This is a genomic window from Pedococcus sp. KACC 23699 (genome assembly GCF_045348425.1).
In the GTDB taxonomy this organism is placed as follows: Bacteria; Actinomycetota; Actinomycetes; order Actinomycetales; family Dermatophilaceae; genus Pedococcus.
Map to the genome: position 1 here is coordinate 1,128,214 of NZ_CP157483.1, position 15,319 is coordinate 1,143,532.

At 70.3% G+C, this 15,319-nt stretch carries 12 protein-coding genes and 1 tRNA gene; 7 read left to right on the forward strand and 6 right to left on the reverse strand.

Translation table 11 applies throughout. From position 1 onward, the window contains the following. Window positions 1-214: 214 nt before the first annotated feature. Window positions 215-559, forward strand: a complete 345-nt coding sequence (locus ABEG17_RS05150) for a hypothetical protein (RefSeq protein ID WP_406832214.1) — start codon at window positions 215-217, stop codon at window positions 557-559. 423 nt (window positions 560-982) lie between these two features. Here the strand turns inward: ABEG17_RS05150 and ABEG17_RS05155 are convergent, their stop codons facing one another. Beyond that, window positions 983-1,297, reverse strand: a complete 315-nt coding sequence (locus tag ABEG17_RS05155) for a hypothetical protein (protein WP_406832215.1) — start codon at window positions 1,295-1,297, stop codon at window positions 983-985. A gap of 313 nt (window positions 1,298-1,610) precedes the next feature. On the opposite strand from ABEG17_RS05155, the gene ABEG17_RS05160 reads away from it, so the two are divergent. The 3 genes from ABEG17_RS05160 to ABEG17_RS05170 are packed head-to-tail and all read left to right on the forward strand — an operon-like array spanning window position 1,611 to window position 4,635. Beyond that, window positions 1,611-3,188, forward strand: a complete 1,578-nt coding sequence (locus ABEG17_RS05160; RefSeq protein WP_406832216.1) for a replication initiator — start codon at window positions 1,611-1,613, stop codon at window positions 3,186-3,188. A gap of 14 nt (window positions 3,189-3,202) precedes the next feature. Continuing rightward, entirely contained in the window at window positions 3,203-3,382 is a 180-nt protein-coding gene (locus ABEG17_RS05165) for a helix-turn-helix domain-containing protein (protein WP_406832217.1), read from the forward strand. Then, window positions 3,382-4,635, forward strand: coding sequence for a tyrosine-type recombinase/integrase (locus ABEG17_RS05170; RefSeq protein WP_406832218.1), 1,254 nt, complete (start codon window positions 3,382-3,384; stop codon window positions 4,633-4,635). The genes ABEG17_RS05165 and ABEG17_RS05170 overlap by 1 nt, the downstream gene beginning before the upstream one ends. Before the next feature lie 10 nt (window positions 4,636-4,645). On the opposite strand, the gene ABEG17_RS05175 is transcribed toward ABEG17_RS05170, so the two are convergent. Further along, window positions 4,646-4,727, reverse strand: a tRNA-Gln gene (locus ABEG17_RS05175). A gap of 186 nt (window positions 4,728-4,913) precedes the next feature. Here ABEG17_RS05175 and ABEG17_RS05180 point away from each other — a divergent pair. Continuing rightward, window positions 4,914-5,519 carry a TetR/AcrR family transcriptional regulator gene (locus ABEG17_RS05180; RefSeq protein ID WP_406832219.1) on the forward strand — a complete coding sequence of 202 codons (606 nt, stop codon included), beginning with the start codon at window positions 4,914-4,916 and terminating at the stop codon, window positions 5,517-5,519. A gap of 28 nt (window positions 5,520-5,547) precedes the next feature. On the opposite strand, the gene ABEG17_RS05185 is transcribed toward ABEG17_RS05180, so the two are convergent. Beyond that, window positions 5,548-5,907, reverse strand: a complete 360-nt coding sequence (locus ABEG17_RS05185; protein WP_406832220.1) for a glyoxalase — start codon at window positions 5,905-5,907, stop codon at window positions 5,548-5,550. After that, window positions 5,904-6,731, reverse strand: coding sequence for a methyltransferase (locus tag ABEG17_RS05190; protein ID WP_406832221.1), 828 nt, complete (start codon window positions 6,729-6,731; stop codon window positions 5,904-5,906). The genes ABEG17_RS05185 and ABEG17_RS05190 overlap by 4 nt, the downstream gene beginning before the upstream one ends. Window positions 6,732-6,794: 63 nt before the next feature. Between ABEG17_RS05190 and ABEG17_RS05195 the strand changes: the two genes are divergently transcribed. Further along, window positions 6,795-7,316 carry a MarR family winged helix-turn-helix transcriptional regulator gene (locus tag ABEG17_RS05195; RefSeq protein WP_406832222.1) on the forward strand — a complete coding sequence of 174 codons (522 nt, stop codon included), beginning with the start codon at window positions 6,795-6,797 and terminating at the stop codon, window positions 7,314-7,316. A gap of 4 nt (window positions 7,317-7,320) precedes the next feature. Here ABEG17_RS05195 and ABEG17_RS05200 read toward each other — a convergent pair whose 3' ends face one another. After that, window positions 7,321-9,141 (reverse strand): ABC-F family ATP-binding cassette domain-containing protein, encoded by a 1,821-nt coding sequence (locus tag ABEG17_RS05200; RefSeq protein ID WP_406832223.1) that lies wholly within the window; start codon window positions 9,139-9,141, stop codon window positions 7,321-7,323. Next, entirely contained in the window at window positions 9,141-10,076 is a 936-nt protein-coding gene (locus ABEG17_RS05205; RefSeq protein WP_406832224.1) for a 4-(cytidine 5'-diphospho)-2-C-methyl-D-erythritol kinase, read from the reverse strand. The genes ABEG17_RS05200 and ABEG17_RS05205 overlap by 1 nt, the downstream gene beginning before the upstream one ends. Window positions 10,077-10,419: 343 nt before the next feature. On the opposite strand from ABEG17_RS05205, the gene ABEG17_RS05210 reads away from it, so the two are divergent. Beyond that, window positions 10,420-15,288: a beta strand repeat-containing protein gene (locus ABEG17_RS05210; protein WP_406832225.1), complete on the forward strand. Its 4,869-nt coding sequence runs from the start codon at window positions 10,420-10,422 to the stop codon at window positions 15,286-15,288. Window positions 15,289-15,319 lie beyond the last annotated feature (31 nt).

Below are 15,319 nucleotides of genomic sequence, written 5' to 3' on the forward strand. Positions count from 1 at the left end.
CGGTTCTGAATCTCTCTTCGAACGTCGGCGGAGCCACTGGAAAGGCCGGGGTGCGGTGGGGTGCGCGAGGACGGCGCGCCAGCGCCGCCCGCAGCGCGGGGCCCCATCGCGGGGCCCCGGCCCGCGGCGCGGAGCGCCGCCTTGATCTTTCTTAGAGGTCTATTCATCAACGAAACGGAGAGTCCTGCCCGGCGCGGCGGGTTGAATACACGTCATGATCGAAATCAGCGTGGACTCGGGTGGTGAGCAGTACCGCGTTCGTGCCGTCAAGCGGGGCAACTCTGTGCGCGATAACGGTGAGGGCGCGACCGGAATCGGAGAAGCGCTCGTCCAATTGATCGTGGAGGGAGTGGCGGAACGCGGGCGTCAGTACAAAGTGGCAGTACTGCGCGAGCGTGCTCGCGATGCAGCGGGGATCGCGCCTACGAAGTTGCAGCTCCTTTACCTGGAACTGCTGCCAAAGGACGCAGACCCCGAACCGCGCGTCGATGACTTGCGGGACCTCGTTCTCAAAGGGCACTTCGATGGGTGGGCGGGCCGTCGGAAGTCACTCCTCTAGATGGAACAGTTCGCCAGCCACCGCCAGATCAGCTTCCGTCCGCTGATCGGCAAGGCCGCACGGATCGTGGCGTGATCTGACGCGTGGTTGAGCGCGCCTACTCGCTGCGTTGGTCCTCGTGACGAGCATTGAGTCTGCGAACGAGCGGCCAAGCGAGGTATACGCAGCTAGCGAGCCAAGCAGCCCAGTAACCGGCCCCAACCCAAACCGAGCCCCGGTCGAATGCCTCGTGGGCAAGTGGGGGCGCAATGAAGAGGGTGAGGACCGCCGCAGCGATGACACGGTAGCCGTCGCCTCGTCTCAATCTCACTCCGGTGCTCGGTGCTAGTGCAACGCCTCAGGCTAGAGGCAGATAGGCCGTGACATGCGAGGATCGCCGGCATGAGCGAGTGAGGGCGGCGAAGCGATGGCGCCACATAGGCCCTAGGACGTGAACAGCGCGTCGACCTGCGCCACGCCTTCGTGCATCGCGACCCGCTTGTTCCGATAAACCTGCGAGAAGATCACGGAGTCGCTGTCCCTCTCGGTCACAAGAACACGCCAGCGGCCTCTGCCCACCACGAGACGCCAGAGGCCCCCTGATACGCCCGCAACGACTTCGAACGCCAGGGACAGTCCGTATGGATCGCCGCCGAATGATGGCCCGAGTAGGTCGACCTTCCCCACCGGCTCGCAGCGGACGCAGACCTGGTCTCGCCTGAGTTGCTCACGGTCCTGTCCGGGGTGCTGCGCCGTCACGATGGGCATCCTCCCACGAGGCATCCAGCGGTGGCTGTGGTTCACGCGCCATCGTCGTGTCATTGGCTTGAACGACATTGTCGGATGGCTGCCATCTCGTTTTGTCGATCGGGCTACGCGGGGCCAGCTGGCGCGTCATTGCCGGTCAGTACCGGTTGTCTTTGGCCAGTTCGGGCCAGTTCCGGTTGTCTTGGGGTGCTCCCTCGCACACGGAAACTGCTGTCTCACAGCGACTTTCAAGTCTTGGTCAAGATCACCGTTCTGGACCGACAGTCAGTGGACTGAGCGCACCTGTGGCGTCTCAATGGTTCGTATGGCCACGCTGCAGATCCCTGATCACGTCATCAGACACATCGCGTCACGCGAGGGCGTGTGCACCCGCCCGGTACTGCGCCGAGTCACCGACCGGGTCACTGGCGAGTCAGTGGTGCGGGCATTGGACTGCGGCTCGACCCTGGAGTCCCGGTGCCCCGCATGCGCTGCGAAGGCTCGCCGGCTGCGGATGAGCCAGTGCACCGAGGGCTGGCACCTGACCGAAGAGCCACAACCCCCTCTCGCCACCGCGGACGTCGAGGAGGCGTCGGAGTCAGACGAGGCTCACGATGGCACCGACGGGCTCTACGCCGACCAGCTCGACCAGGACGCCGAGGACGGTGCCGGGTCACGTCGGGTGCGGTCCACCCGCCGCCTCGACGGCATGCCCGACCTGCCGCAGCAGGAAATCGCCAATCGGACCGTGGGCACGGTGTTCACCGCCGCCGACGGCAAGGCCTACCGGCCGTCGATGTTCGTCACCCTCACCCTGGACTCCTACGGCCGGATCCGACCCGGCCAAGGCGTCCCAGCTCGACCCGAACGGTACGACTACCGCCGCGCCGCCCTCGACGCGCTGCACTTCCCCAAGCTGATGGACCGCTGGTTCACCAACCTGCGCCGAGCCGCCGGGTACCGGGTCCAGTACTTCGGCGCCATCGAAGCCCAGATGCGCCTCGCCCCGCACCTCCACGTCGCCCTCCGCGGTGCGATCCCCCGCGCCACCGTCAAGGCCGTCACCCAAGCCACCTACCTCGCCCTGTGGTGGCCCCAGATGGAGCAGCCCGTGTACGTCGAGCGCACCCCGGTCTGGGCCGACGGGCAGTACCGCGACCCCGACACCGGCTGGCCCCTGCCCACCTGGGAGCAGGCCCTGGCCGCCGTCGACGAAGACCCCACAGCTGAGCCCGCGCACGTCGTGACGTTCGGGCGGCAGGTCGACGTCAAAGGCATCCTCGCCGGCACCAAGGACTCCGACCGCGCCGTGCGCTACCTGACCAAGTACCTCACCAAGTCCGTCGCCGACACCTACGCCGAGGACGACACCCCGAACCCCGCGTACGAGGCGCACATCGACCGGCTCCACGGCCACCTCCGCTGGCTGCCCTGCTCCCCGGGCTGCGCGAACTGGCTGCGCTACGGCACCCAACCCAAGGACCCCGGCCCCGGCCTGGTCCCCGGCCACTGCGCCTCCAAGGCCCACGACCGCGAACACCTCGGCCTCGGCGGCCGCCGCGTCCTGGTCTCCCGAGGCTGGTCCGGCAAGACCCTCACCCAACACCGAGCCGACCGCCGAGCCGTCGTCGAAGAAGTCCTCAAGGCCGCAGGCATCGAACCCGAGACCGCGAACCGGATGGCCGCCGACACCCTCACCGACGACGGCCGACCCCGCTTCGTCTGGGAAGAAGTCCCCGTCACCAACGCCGACTGGCAGGCCGTGATCATCGACTCCCTGCGCGAACACCGCCGACGCCGCGACCAGTACGACCAAGCCAGACAAGCACTCACCACCGGCAACGACCCGCCTGTGGACAACCGTTCGGCAGTGAACCAACAGCCCGCGACTGGCGCGGCCTGACGAGAGGAGAAGTGATGGATGACAAGTTGCTCTACACGGTCCCGGAGGTCGCTCGACACCTGAGCCTCAGCCGCTCGAAGGTCTACGAGCTGGTGCGGGCCAACGTGATCCCGTCGGTGAAGATCGACCGGGTGAGGCGCGTCCGGGGCGCGGACGTGATGGCCTTCGTCGACTCGCTGCGGTCCGTGGCCTGATGTCTGGCCTCCACGACGGGGTGATCCGCCGCGGCTCGTCCTGGTCGTACGTCATCCGGGTCACCGATGGCACTGGGGCGAACAAGCCTCGGTGGGTGGGTGGTTTTCGCACCGAAGCCGATGCCAAGGCCGCTCGGGACGCAGCACGGGTCGCAGCCCGACGGGGTGAGTACGTCGACCGGAGCCGGATCACGGTGGAGACCTATCTGCGCGAATGGCTCGTGGGGCACTCGCTCGAGGTGAAGCCGAAGACGCACGAGGACTACCGGTCGTTGATCGCCGCATACGTCGTTCCCCGGATCGGGCGGATGAGACTCCAGAGCGTGCGCCCCAGCACCCTCAGTGGTCTCTACCAAGCGCTGTTGACCGGCGGAGGTCGGCAAGGGCAGCCGCTGTCGACGCGGACGGTTGGCTACGTCCACTCGGTGCTTCGAAAGGCGTTCAACGACGCCGTCCGGACCGACCAGATCCTGGCGATCAATCCGGCTGAGCGGGCGAAAAGGCCGAAGGCACCGGCCATCGAGCAGGTCCGTGACGTCTGGGACGCCACCCAGCTGCGCACCTTCCTCGACGCGGTGTCGACGCACCGGCTCTTCCCCTTCTTCCGGCTGGCGGCCTACACCGGCGCCCGGCGTGGCGAGCTCCTGCATCTGCGATGGGACGACGTGCAGCTCGACGGTGACGACCCGCACATCCGGATCCGCGGCTCGATGACGATGGTGGCCGGCAAGCGCGTGGAGGGGACGACCAAGAGCGGCCGGGTCAGGACAGTGGGGATCGACGCCGGCACCGTGGCCGTGTTGCGACAGCACGCCGAGCGGCAGGCCAAGGAGCGAGAGATCGCCTGCGGGTCGTGGCAGGAGGGTGGCCACGTCTTCCGGATGGAGATCGGGTCTCCCCTCTTCCCGGAGGTGGCGGCAGCACTGATGCGTCGAACTATCGCCACCATGAACCAGGGCCACAGCACGCCGGTCCTGCCGCCGATCCGCCTTCACGACCTGCGCCACGTGCACGCCACCCTCCTGCTCCAGGCTGGCATCCCGGTGCACGTCGTGGCGGCCCGACTGGGGCATGCGGACCCGGCCATCACGCTGCGTGTCTACGCCCACGTCCTCCGCGATCAGGCGATCGAGGTCGCTCAGATCTTCTCCTCGGTGGTCGACCACCCCGAGCTCTCGGGGGAGCTGCTGTTAGCAAACCCGTTAGCAAGCGGCTCAGCCTCTAGCACCGCCGCCGAACCAGCAGCCGGCTGACCTGCGGTTTTGGCTCCCCGGGTAGGAATCGAACCTACGTCGCTTGTCCTGATTCAAAGTCAGGCGGGCCCTGCCAGCAGACCAACCGGGGAACGCCCCCTGGAGGGACCTGCAAAGGGTAGCCAATGTGCGCCACTGCTCTCACCCGGCCGGACCCCACGCGGCGACGCCAGCGCCATGCATCGCCACGCGCGTCCGCTCGCGTGCCACGACGAGGCATGATGGAGCGTGTGAGCGAAACCCTTCCTAAGCCCGCAGCCACCGTCGTCAGGTCACGCATGACCGGCAAGCAGCGTCGCGAGCAGCTCATCGACGTCGGCAGAAAGCTCTTCGCCGACAAGGGTTTCGAGGGGACGACCGTCGAGGAGATCGCCGCAAAGGCCGGAGTGTCCAAGCCGATGGTCTACGAGCACTTCGGCGGCAAGGAAGGCCTCTATGCCGTCGTCGTCGACCGCGAGATCGCTGCCCTGCTCGATGGCATCACCGGTGCACTGGCCGCCGACCTGAACAGCCGCGAGACCCTGGAGCGTGCGGCCACCGCCCTCCTCGACTACATCGAGAGCTCGACGGACGGCTTCCGGATCCTCGTGCGGGACAGTCCTCCCGGTCAGTCCACAGGCTCGTTCGCGAGCCTGATGTCCGATGTGGCGAGCCAGGTCGAGCACATCCTCGCCGCCGAGTTCAAGCGCCAGAAGCTCGACCCGAAGTCCGCACCGTTGTACGCCCAGATGCTGGTCGGCATGGTCGCGCTCACCGGACAGTGGTGGCTCGACTCGCGCAAGATGAAGAAGGCCGACGTCGCCGCCCACCTGGTCAACCTCGCCTGGAACGGCCTGGCCAACCTCGAGGCCAAGCCCACCCTCGCCACGACGAGGGCCCGGTAGCCGTACCCGGCCGAGCACAGCCAGCGCGTCATACCTGCTGGACCTCGACCCGGTTGCCCGCGGGGTCCGTGGTGTGGAAGCGGCGGACACCCGGGATGGCCTCGTCCCACGTCACCGAGCGACCGGAGGCGACGACCGCGGCGGCGAGCGCGTCGACGTCGTCGGTGGCGATCGCCGGGTGCGCCTTCTTGGCCGGCACGAATGCCTCCTCCACGCCGCAGTGCAGCTCGTGGTCACCGACCCGGAACCACACCCCGCCGCGCGCAGCGAGGACCGGCGGCTTGGGGATCTCGACGAGCCCGACGACGCCGACGTAGAACGCGCGGAGCGCATCCTCGCTGCCGGCCGGGCAGGCCACCTGGACGTGGTGCAGGCCGAGGATGCTCATGCCCCGACCCGCTGCTCGTCGACCGTCACCCGGTGCGCCACCGCGAAGACCCGCCGAAAAGCGAGGACCACCCCGACCGGCGTGCGGGGGTATGCGGCGCGGAGCCGCGCGTCGTACTCCGTCAGGAACGCGTCCCGCTCGGCCTCGTCGGTGAGGACCTCCAGGACCGGTCGCAGACCGGTGCCACGCACCCACTCCAGCACCGGGTTGGCCTGCTCCCCCGCCGGGTCGAGCACGTGCTGGTAGGTCGTCTCCCACCCGTCGACCTCACAACCGAGGGCGCCGAGCTCGACGACGTACCGCGCCGGGTCGTGGACGGCGAGCCGGGCCAGGGCCGGGGCCAGCCGCTCGGCAGCCGGGTGGTGCGCAGCCGTCTCTCGCATGAGCGCGTGCGACGGGGCGTCGTTGTTGCCGGGGACCTGCATCGCGAACCACCCACCCGGCGCCAGCGCCGAGACCCAGCCACGGACGAGGTCGAGGTGGCCGGGCACCCACTGCAGCGTGGCGTTCGTGACGATGACGTCCGGCGCTGCACCCAATGACGCGACATCCCACTGGGCGAGGTCGGACTCGACCCACTCGACCCGCCCGGCGCTGTCGAGCTCCCTTGCGGCGTCGAGCATCTGCGGCGAGTGGTCCACCCCGACGATGCGAGCCTGCGGCCAGCGCTCGGCGAGCCCGAGGGTCAGCGGGCCGTTGCCGCACCCGAGGTCGACGACCAGGCGCGGCGCCCGGGCCCCGACGCGGGAGAGCAGGTCCCGGAAGGGCCGTGAGCGGTGGTCGGAGAACTTCGCGTACTGCGTCGGGTCCCAGTGAGTGCTCATCCCCTCATGGTGCCGTACTTTTATCTTGATATCAAGATACTTGATGCGAGGTACAGTTCAGCCATGAGCCCCCGAGGTGCAGGACCCGTCGCGCCACCGCCCGACGACGTGGACCGCATCGTCGAGGCCTGGCGACGCGAACGCCCCGACCTCGACGTCGCCCCGCTGCAGGTGTTCTCGCGGGTCTCCCGCCTCGCTCGCCGCCTCGACCTCGACCGCGCCCAGGCGTTCGCCCAGCACCAGCTCGAGGGCTGGGAGTTCGACGTCCTGTCCGCGCTGCGCCGGGCCGGTTCCCCCTACGAGCTGTCCCCCGGTCAGCTGGTCCGTCAGACCCTGGTGACCAGCGGCACCATGACCAACCGCGTCGACCGCCTCGAGCGCCGCGGTCTCGTCGGCCGCAGCCCCGACCCGAACGACCGTCGCGGGGTCATCGTGCGGCTCACGCCCGAGGGCCAGCAGGCTGTCGACGCGGCCATGGCCGACCTGCTCGACCGCGAGCGCACCCTGCTCGCCGAGCTGTCGGCCAAAGACCACGACGAGCTCGCCGCGATGCTGCGCCGCCTGCTGTCGCCCTTCGAGGTCTGAGGACTCAGCCGACGATCTCGGCTGCCGCCAGCCACTCCAGCTCGAGCGTCTCGCGCTCGTCCACGATCTCGCGCAGCTGGCCGTTGAGCTCCAGCACCTTGGCGTGGTCAGCCGCCGCCTCGGCCATGGCCAGGTGGATCTTGTCCTCGCGCTGCGTCAGCCGGGTCAGCTGTTTCTCGATCCGCGCCATGTCCTTGCGTGCCTCACGCAGCTCGGCCGGACTGCGACCGGACGTACCTGCAGCCGGAGCGTTGTCCGCGCGGACCGACGACGAAACCGCTTCTCTCGCAGCGGATTCGATCGCCTCGTGCCGGAGCTCGAGGTACTGGTCGACGCCTCCCGGGAGCTGACGGAGCTTGCCGTCGCCGAGCAGCGCGACCTGGCGGTCACAGGCGCGCTCGAGCAGGTAGCGGTCGTGCGAGACGACGAGCAGCGTGCCGGCCCAGCCGTCGAGCACGTCCTCGAGCGAGGTCAGCGTCTCGATGTCGAGGTCGTTGGTGGGCTCGTCGAGCAGCAGCACGTTGGGCTCGTCCATGAGCAGGCGGGTCAGCTGCAGCCGACGCCGCTCACCACCCGACAGGTCCGACACCCGCGTCTGCTGACGGCCACCGGTGAACCCGAGGCGCGTCGCGAGCTGCGACGCCGAGATCTCCTTCGGCCCGAGGCGGACGTACTTGCGGACGTCCTCGATGGCCTCGATGACGCGCCAGTCGGCATACCGCTCCAGCTCCCTGACCTCCTGCGAGAGGTAGGCCAGGCGCACGGTGATCCCCTGCTTGCGCTTGCCCGAGACCAGCGGCAGCTGGCCCGCGATGGCCCGCAGGAGGGTGGACTTGCCCGCACCGTTGACGCCGACGACGCCGATCCGCTCACCAGGCGCGAGGTGCCAGGTGAGCCGGTCGAGCAGCACACGGTCGCCCAGGGCCACGGTGGCGTCGATGAGGTCGACGACGTCCTTGCCCAGGCGCGTGGTCGCGAACCTCAACAGCTCGACGTCGTCGCGCGGTGGCGGCTCGTCGGCGATGAGGGTGTTGGCCGCGTCGATGCGGAACTTGGGCTTGGACGTGCGCGCCGGCGGCCCGCGCCGCAGCCAGGCGAGCTCCTTGCGGAGCAGGTTGTCGCGCCGCTCGGCGGTCACCTGCGCCATCCGCTCGCGCTCGGCCTTCGCGAGGACGTATGCCGCGTAGCCGCCCTCGAAGGCGTTGACGGTCCCGTCCACGACCTCCCACGTGTTGGTGGCGATCGCGTCGAGGAACCACCGGTCGTGGGTGATGGCGACCACGGCGTTGTCGGCGCGGGCTCGGTGCCGCACGAGGTGCTCGGCCAGCCAGGCGACGCCCTCGACGTCGAGGTGGTTGGTCGGCTCGTCGAGGAACAGCACGGTCGGGTCCTGCACCAGCAGTCGCGCCAGGGCGAGACGACGTCGTTCACCACCGGACATCGGGCCGATCGTCGCCTCGAAGCCACCCACCGCCTGGGCATCGATGCCGCCGAGCAGCCCGGTCAGCACGTCACGGATGCGGGCGTCACCGGCCCACACGTGCTCCGCCAGGTCACCGAGGACGACCTCGCGCACCGTGTGCGCCGGGTCGAGCACGTCCTCCTGCGCGAGGACGCCCACGCTCGAGACGCCGGCACGGGTCACCCGGCCGGAGTCGACCTCCCGCTGGCCTGCCAGCACGCTCAGCAACGTCGTCTTGCCGCCGCCGTTGCGGCCGACGATGCCGATGCGGTCGCCACCGAGCACGCCGAGGGACACCTCGTCGAGCACCTGAGCGGTACCGAGGGCCAGGGAGGCTCGCTCGACACTGATGAGGTTCGCCATCAGCCGGGCCGCGGTCCGCTGATCTCGTGGGCGCCGTGCGCCGGCCCGGTCGCGCGGCGCACGTCCTGCACCGCGCCCGAGGCGGTGAGCGACACGGCCAGGTCGAGCGCCGACTCGTTGTCCTCCACCACGAACGCGACCGTGGGGCCCGAGCCGGACACGACGCCGCCGAGAGCGCCGAACTCGAGCCCGGCGTCGAGCACGTCACCGAGCGCCGGCATCAGCGAGATGGCAGCGGCCTGCAGGTCGTTCTGCAGGGCTTCGCCCAGGGCTCGCGGGTCACCTGAGCGCAGCGCCAGCATCATCTGCGGGCTCGGCGTGGGGTCCTTCACCGCGGCATCGCCGCGGAGCCGGTCGCACTCGGCATACACGGCGGGGGTCGACAGACCGGTCTCGCTGAGCGCGAAGACCCAGTGGAAGCTGCCCCGGGCCAGCACCGGCGCCAGCACCTCGCCCCGTCCCGATCCCATGGACGTGCCGCCGGAGAGCAGGAACGGCACGTCGCTGCCCAGCTCGGCGGCGATCTTCTCGAGCTCGGTGCGCGGCAGCGCGAGCCCCCAGAGCCGGTCACAGGCGACGAGGGCGGCGGCCGCATCGGCCGAGCCACCCGCCATACCGCCCATCACGGGGATGTCCTTGCGGATGCTCACGTGGACGGGGTCCTCCACCGCACCGATCTCGGCGAGCATGCGGGCGGCCTTGAGCGCGAGGTTGTCCTCGTCGACCGGCACGCCGAGCGACTGCGGACCCGAGACGCCGACGCCCCAGTCGTCCGAGGCGGTCACGGTGACCTCGTCGTAGAGGCTGACGGCGTGGTAGACGGTGGCGAGCGGGTGGTAGCCGTCCTCGCGCGGGGCGCCGACCAGCAGCTCGAGGTTGACCTTCGCCGGGACCCGGACCGTCACGGACGACGGCATCACGGCGGCAGAGGACATGTCCGCAACCCTAACGGGGAGCGGCCGACGGCGCGGATCCGCAGGGCGGCACGCAGCCTCCACACGTCTCTCCGGGCCTACGCACGGCCCTTCTCGGCTCGCGAGTGGAACGTGGGCCGCGCCAAGGCGACGGCGCTGGCCGGCCACCAAGGGAACGCTGACATCGCCGCCTGCCTCCTGCGCTGGCGACGCATCAGCCGAAGGTGCCGGAACTGTGACAAGTGGTTCCGAACCGGGACGTGTGCTGGTAGGCATGCCCTGGTGTACGGGGGATGACCCGGACCATGTTTGACCAGGGGAGTCTCGACGGCGCGAGCCAGTCGCGCCTAACGAAAGACCACAGATGAACACTGCACGACGCATGCCGTCCGGCCGCCGCCTGGACCGACGGGCGGGCCGGTCCCGCCTCGGGATCGGCCTGCGGGTCGCGTTGGCGCTCAGCCTCGCCTCGCTCGGCGCGCTCGCCCTGCCGGGCAGCCCCGCGCAGGCAGCGGGCACCGTCCTCGACGTCACCACGACGGCGGACAATGCCGCCGGTATCGGCGCGTGCAGCGACCCCACCATCACCGCGGTGCCGACGACGTTGTCCCTGCGCGAGGCCACGTGCCTGGCCGACAACATCGGCGGCACGGTGACGATCAACGTCCCTGCCGGGAACTACAGCCTGTGCGCCTGCGACGGTCTGTACCTCGGCAGGACGCCCGGCCAGGACGTCTCGATCATCGGCGCCGGCTCCGCCAGCACGGTCATTGACGGCTTGGAAGGAGCCCCAAGCATCCTCACGGTCGACCGCGATGGGGTGGGTAACATCGCCGCCACCGTGCGGGGGATCACCTTCACCCACGCAAACGGTGGTGACCCCTCAGGAGGCTCTGGGATCACTGTCGCGCGGCAGTGGACTCAGGGCAGTGACTCGCTGAGTGTCTCCAGCAGCGCTTTCGTGGACAACTACGGCGGCGGCATCTCCATGCACGGTGGCCGGCTAGCCGTGGCTGACAGCGTCTTCACCGGCAACCAAGTGACTTACGGCGGGTCCGCCATCTTCTACGAGCTCTCGTACGCCGTCGTGAGCCCGGCCGAGGCAGTCACCGTCACCGGCTCCGTGTTCTCCGGCAACTTCGCCTACGGCAACCGGCCCTCAGCATCCTTCCCCGGCGGCACCCTCGTCATCCGCGGGGATGGAGCCACGCCGGCGGCCACCGTCGACGACAACACGTTCACGGGCAACACCGTGGAGCTCACGAACGGCGCTGTGGGCCACGGTGCTGCGATCAATCAGCAGGGCGGCGGCGTCCTGACCGCCTCGCGCAACACGTTCACGGGCAACCGGGCTTTGTATGCATATCAACAGTGGGGGGCCGGCTCGGCGATCTCCTCCGACGGCACTGCGGTGCTGCGGCACAACCGGATCAGTGGCAACAACGGTCAGAGTTACTCCCCTACCGACTACTCCGTGGCGGTCCGGACGACCGGCACGCTCGATGCGGCGGACAACTGGTGGGGCTGCAACACGGGGCCGAACAGCCCCGGCTGCGACACCCTCGGGGGGACCGGCGCGGTGACGGGCACGGCCGCCTACCTGCAGCTCGCGGCCAGTGCCAGCCCTGCACAGGTGGTGGGCCCGAACGCGGCCTCGACCATCACCGCTTCGATGACGACCGACTCGCTGGGTGCTCCGGTCAGCGGTGCCGCCCTGAGCGCCTTCGAGGGGGTGCCGGTGACCTTCGCCGACCCGCCCGGTGACGCGACGGTGACCACCTCCCCCGGTGCACACACCGCGGCGCTGAGCTCCGGCGTGGCGAACATCGACTTCCACTCCAACACCACGGCAGGCCGCTTCAACACCACCGCGTCCCTGGACAACGCCACCGCGACCGCCCCGATCGAGGTGGACACGGCACCGGTCATCACCAGTCCCAACTCCGCGCGATTCGTCATCGGCCGCGCGGCCAGCCACACGGTCACGACCACCGGGTACCCGGCGGTCGCTCTGAGCGAGTCCGGCACGCTCCCGGCCGGGTTGACGTTCACCGACAACGGCGACGGCACCGCCACGATCAGCGGCACCCCCACGGGCACCGGCAGCTACCCGGTCAACCTCACCGCCAACAACGGCTACGCCCCCAACGCCACCCAGACCCTGACCCTTTCGGTCGGCCAGCCGCCCGCCTTCACCAGCGCCGGCACGGCCCGGTTCAGTATCGGGGCCCCGGGTTCCTTCACCGTCACCACCAGCGGCGTCCCCACGGTCAGTACCATCACCAAGTCGGGCACCCTGCCGGCCGGGGTCACCTTCACCGACAACGGCAACGGCACCGCCACCATCGCGGGCACCCCGACCGGTACGGGCAGCACCTACCCGGTGACCCTGACCGCGACCAACGGGGTCTCCCCGAACGCCACCCAGTCCCTGACCATTCAGGTCGACCAGGCCCCGTCGGTCACCGCCAACCCGAACGACCAGACCGTGCAGCCGGGGACCTCGGTCAGCTTCAGCGCGGCGGCCAACGGGGTGCCCACCCCGTCGGTGCAGTGGCAGCGCTCGACAGACGGTGGGGCGAGCTTCGCGAACATCGTCGGCGCGACGTCGACGACCTACACCTTCACCGCCGGCCCTGGCGACGACGGCAACCAGTACCGCGCGGTCTTCACCAACGTCGCCGGCACCGCCACCTCGACGGCCGCGACGCTGCGCGTGGGCACCGCGCCGGCGTTCACCAGCGCTGACCACACCTCGTTCGTCGTCGGGCAGGCCGGTTCCTTCGCCCTGACCACCAGCGGCCTGCCGACGGCCACCCTGAGCCGCACCGCAGCACAGTTCCCGGCGTGGCTCACGCTCACCGACAACGGTGACGGCAGCGGCAGCCTGCGCGGCACGCCGCCCGCCGGAAGCGGCGGCACCTACACGTTCACCCTCAAGGCCGCCAACGGCTTCTCCCCCTCGGCCAGCCAGACGTTCACCCTCTTCGTGGACGCCTCGCCGGTCATCACCAGCGCCGACCACACCACCTTCACCGCCGGCGCGGCCGGGACGTTCGCAGTGAGGACGACCGCAGGGTTCCCCACGACCACGACCATCACCAAGAGCGGCGCCCTGCCTTCCGGTGTCACGTTCACCGACAACGGTGACGGCACCGCGTCGCTGACCGGCACCCCGGGCGCCGGCACGGGCGGCTCCTACCCCCTCACCATCCGCGCCACCGCGACCGGCGGCCAGGCCGCACCGGCCACGCAGTCGTTCACGGTGACCGTGGACGAGGCGCCGGCCATCACCAGCGCCGACCACGCCACCTTCTCCACCGGCACCCCGGGCAGCTTCACCGTGTCCACGGCACCGGCGCACCCCGCCAGCACCACCGTGCGCCTGGCCGGCACCCTTCCCTCCGGCGTCACGTTCACCCCCTCCGGCACCGGTGGGGTCATCAGTGGCACCCCGAACGTGGGCAGCGGCGGCACCTACACCCTGACCCTCACCGCTGACAACGGTGTCGGCGCCGGCGCCACGCAGACGTTCACGCTGACGGTCAACGAGCCCGCGCGCATCACCAGCGCCGACCACGCCACGTTCGCCACGGGTGTGGCCGACTCCTTCACCGTCACGACCGTCGGCGGCCAGCCCAGCGCCACGACCCTGACCGAGGCGGGCACCCTGCCCGCCGGGGTGTCCTTCGTCGACAACGGCGACGGCACCGCCACCCTGGCCGGCACCGCGACCACCTCCGGCCGCTTCCCCCTCACCATCACCGCGAGCAACGGCGTCCTGCCCGACTCCACCCAGTCCTTCACCCTCACCGTCACCGAGCCGCCGACCATCACCAGCGCCGACCACACCACCTTCGCCGCCGGGTCGGCCGGCTCGTTCACCGTGACCACGACCCCGGGCACACCCTCGGCCACCACCCTGGCCGTCTCGGGCCGGGACCTGCCCGCGGGCGTGAGGTTCACCGACCACGGTGACGGCACCGCGACCCTGGCGGGCACCCCCGCCGCGGACACCGGCGGCACGTACCGGCTCATCATCACCGCCAGCAACGGCACCGGCGTCTCCAGCACCCAAGGGTTCGAGCTCACCGTGACCCAGGCGCCGAAGGTCAGCAGCACCGACCACACCACCTTCACCGTCGGCACCGCAGGCACGTTCACCGTCACCACGACAGCCGGCCACCCCACCACCACGACCCTGACCGAGTCCGGCACGCTGCCCACCGGCGTCACCTTCACCGACCACGGCGACGGCACCGCGACGCTGGCCGGCACCCCGGCCGGTGGCACCGGCGGCAGCTACCCCCTGACGATCACCGCCACCAACACCGCCGGCAGCACCAACCAGGCGTTCACCCTCCAGGTCACCGACGCGCCGAACATCACCAGCACCGACCACACCACCTTCGCCGCAGGCTCGGCCGGGACGTTCACGGTGACCACCACCCCCGGCACCCCTACCGCCACCACGCTGGCGGTCTCCGGTGACCAGCTGCCGTCCGGGGTGACCTTCACCGACCACGGCGACGGCACCGCGACGCTGGGCGGCACCCCGGCCGCTGGCACCGGCGGCACCTACGCCCTGACCATCACGGCCACCAACGGCGCGGACCTCTCCAGCACCCAGAACTTCACCCTCACCGTCGCCGAGGCGCCCGTGGTCACCAGTGGCGACCGCGCCAACTTCACGGTCGGGTCCGCCGGAAGCTTCACCGTCACCACGAGCGGCGGGTATCCCTCGGCCCAGCTCTCCCTGTCAGGCGCCCTGCCGTTCGGGGTGACGTTCACCGACCACAGCGACGGCACCGGAACCCTGGCCGGCACCCCGGCCGCGGGCACCGAAGGCAGTTACCGCTTCGTGGTCACGGCGTCCAACGGCGACGGCTCGACCACGACCCAGCAGGTCACCCTGGATGTCGCCGCCGCCGGCACCATAGGCGGCTCGACCCCGCCACCGGTGACGCAGCCGCCTGTGACGCAGCCGCCTGTGACACAGCCGCCTGCGACCCCGCCCCCGGCGACCGGGACCGCCGCGGGCACCGGGACCACCCCGGCACCGGGCACCGGGACCACGCCGCCGGCAGCAGCACCGCCCGCCCGCACGGACCGCGGCGTCCTCGCCATGACCGGTAGCGCCCTAGACCCGCGCTGGGCCACCGCCGCGGCGCTGGCGGCAGTCCTGGCCGGGCTCGTCCTCACCGCAGCGTCCAAGCGGCGCCGCGCCAGCTGACCCAGGTCAGCTCGACGCAGGGGCTCCCGAC

Excerpts from the sequence above, each read along its gene's own strand:
- ABEG17_RS05150 (WP_406832214.1), top strand. The coding sequence starts at position 215 with ATGATCGAAATCAGCGTGGACTCGGGTGGTGAGCAGTACCGCGTTCGT.
- ABEG17_RS05160 (WP_406832216.1), top strand. The coding sequence starts at position 1,611 with ATGGCCACGCTGCAGATCCCTGATCACGTCATCAGACACATCGCGTCA.
- ABEG17_RS05165 (WP_406832217.1), top strand. The coding sequence starts at position 3,203 with ATGGATGACAAGTTGCTCTACACGGTCCCGGAGGTCGCTCGACACCTG.
- ABEG17_RS05170 (WP_406832218.1), top strand. The coding sequence starts at position 3,382 with ATGTCTGGCCTCCACGACGGGGTGATCCGCCGCGGCTCGTCCTGGTCG.
- ABEG17_RS05180 (WP_406832219.1), top strand. The coding sequence starts at position 4,914 with ATGACCGGCAAGCAGCGTCGCGAGCAGCTCATCGACGTCGGCAGAAAG.
- ABEG17_RS05185 (WP_406832220.1), bottom strand. The coding sequence starts at position 5,907 with ATGAGCATCCTCGGCCTGCACCACGTCCAGGTGGCCTGCCCGGCCGGC.
- ABEG17_RS05190 (WP_406832221.1), bottom strand. The coding sequence starts at position 6,731 with ATGAGCACTCACTGGGACCCGACGCAGTACGCGAAGTTCTCCGACCAC.
- ABEG17_RS05195 (WP_406832222.1), top strand. The coding sequence starts at position 6,795 with ATGAGCCCCCGAGGTGCAGGACCCGTCGCGCCACCGCCCGACGACGTG.
- ABEG17_RS05200 (WP_406832223.1), bottom strand. The coding sequence starts at position 9,141 with ATGGCGAACCTCATCAGTGTCGAGCGAGCCTCCCTGGCCCTCGGTACC.
- ABEG17_RS05205 (WP_406832224.1), bottom strand. The coding sequence starts at position 10,076 with ATGTCCTCTGCCGCCGTGATGCCGTCGTCCGTGACGGTCCGGGTCCCG.
- ABEG17_RS05210 (WP_406832225.1), top strand. The coding sequence starts at position 10,420 with ATGAACACTGCACGACGCATGCCGTCCGGCCGCCGCCTGGACCGACGG.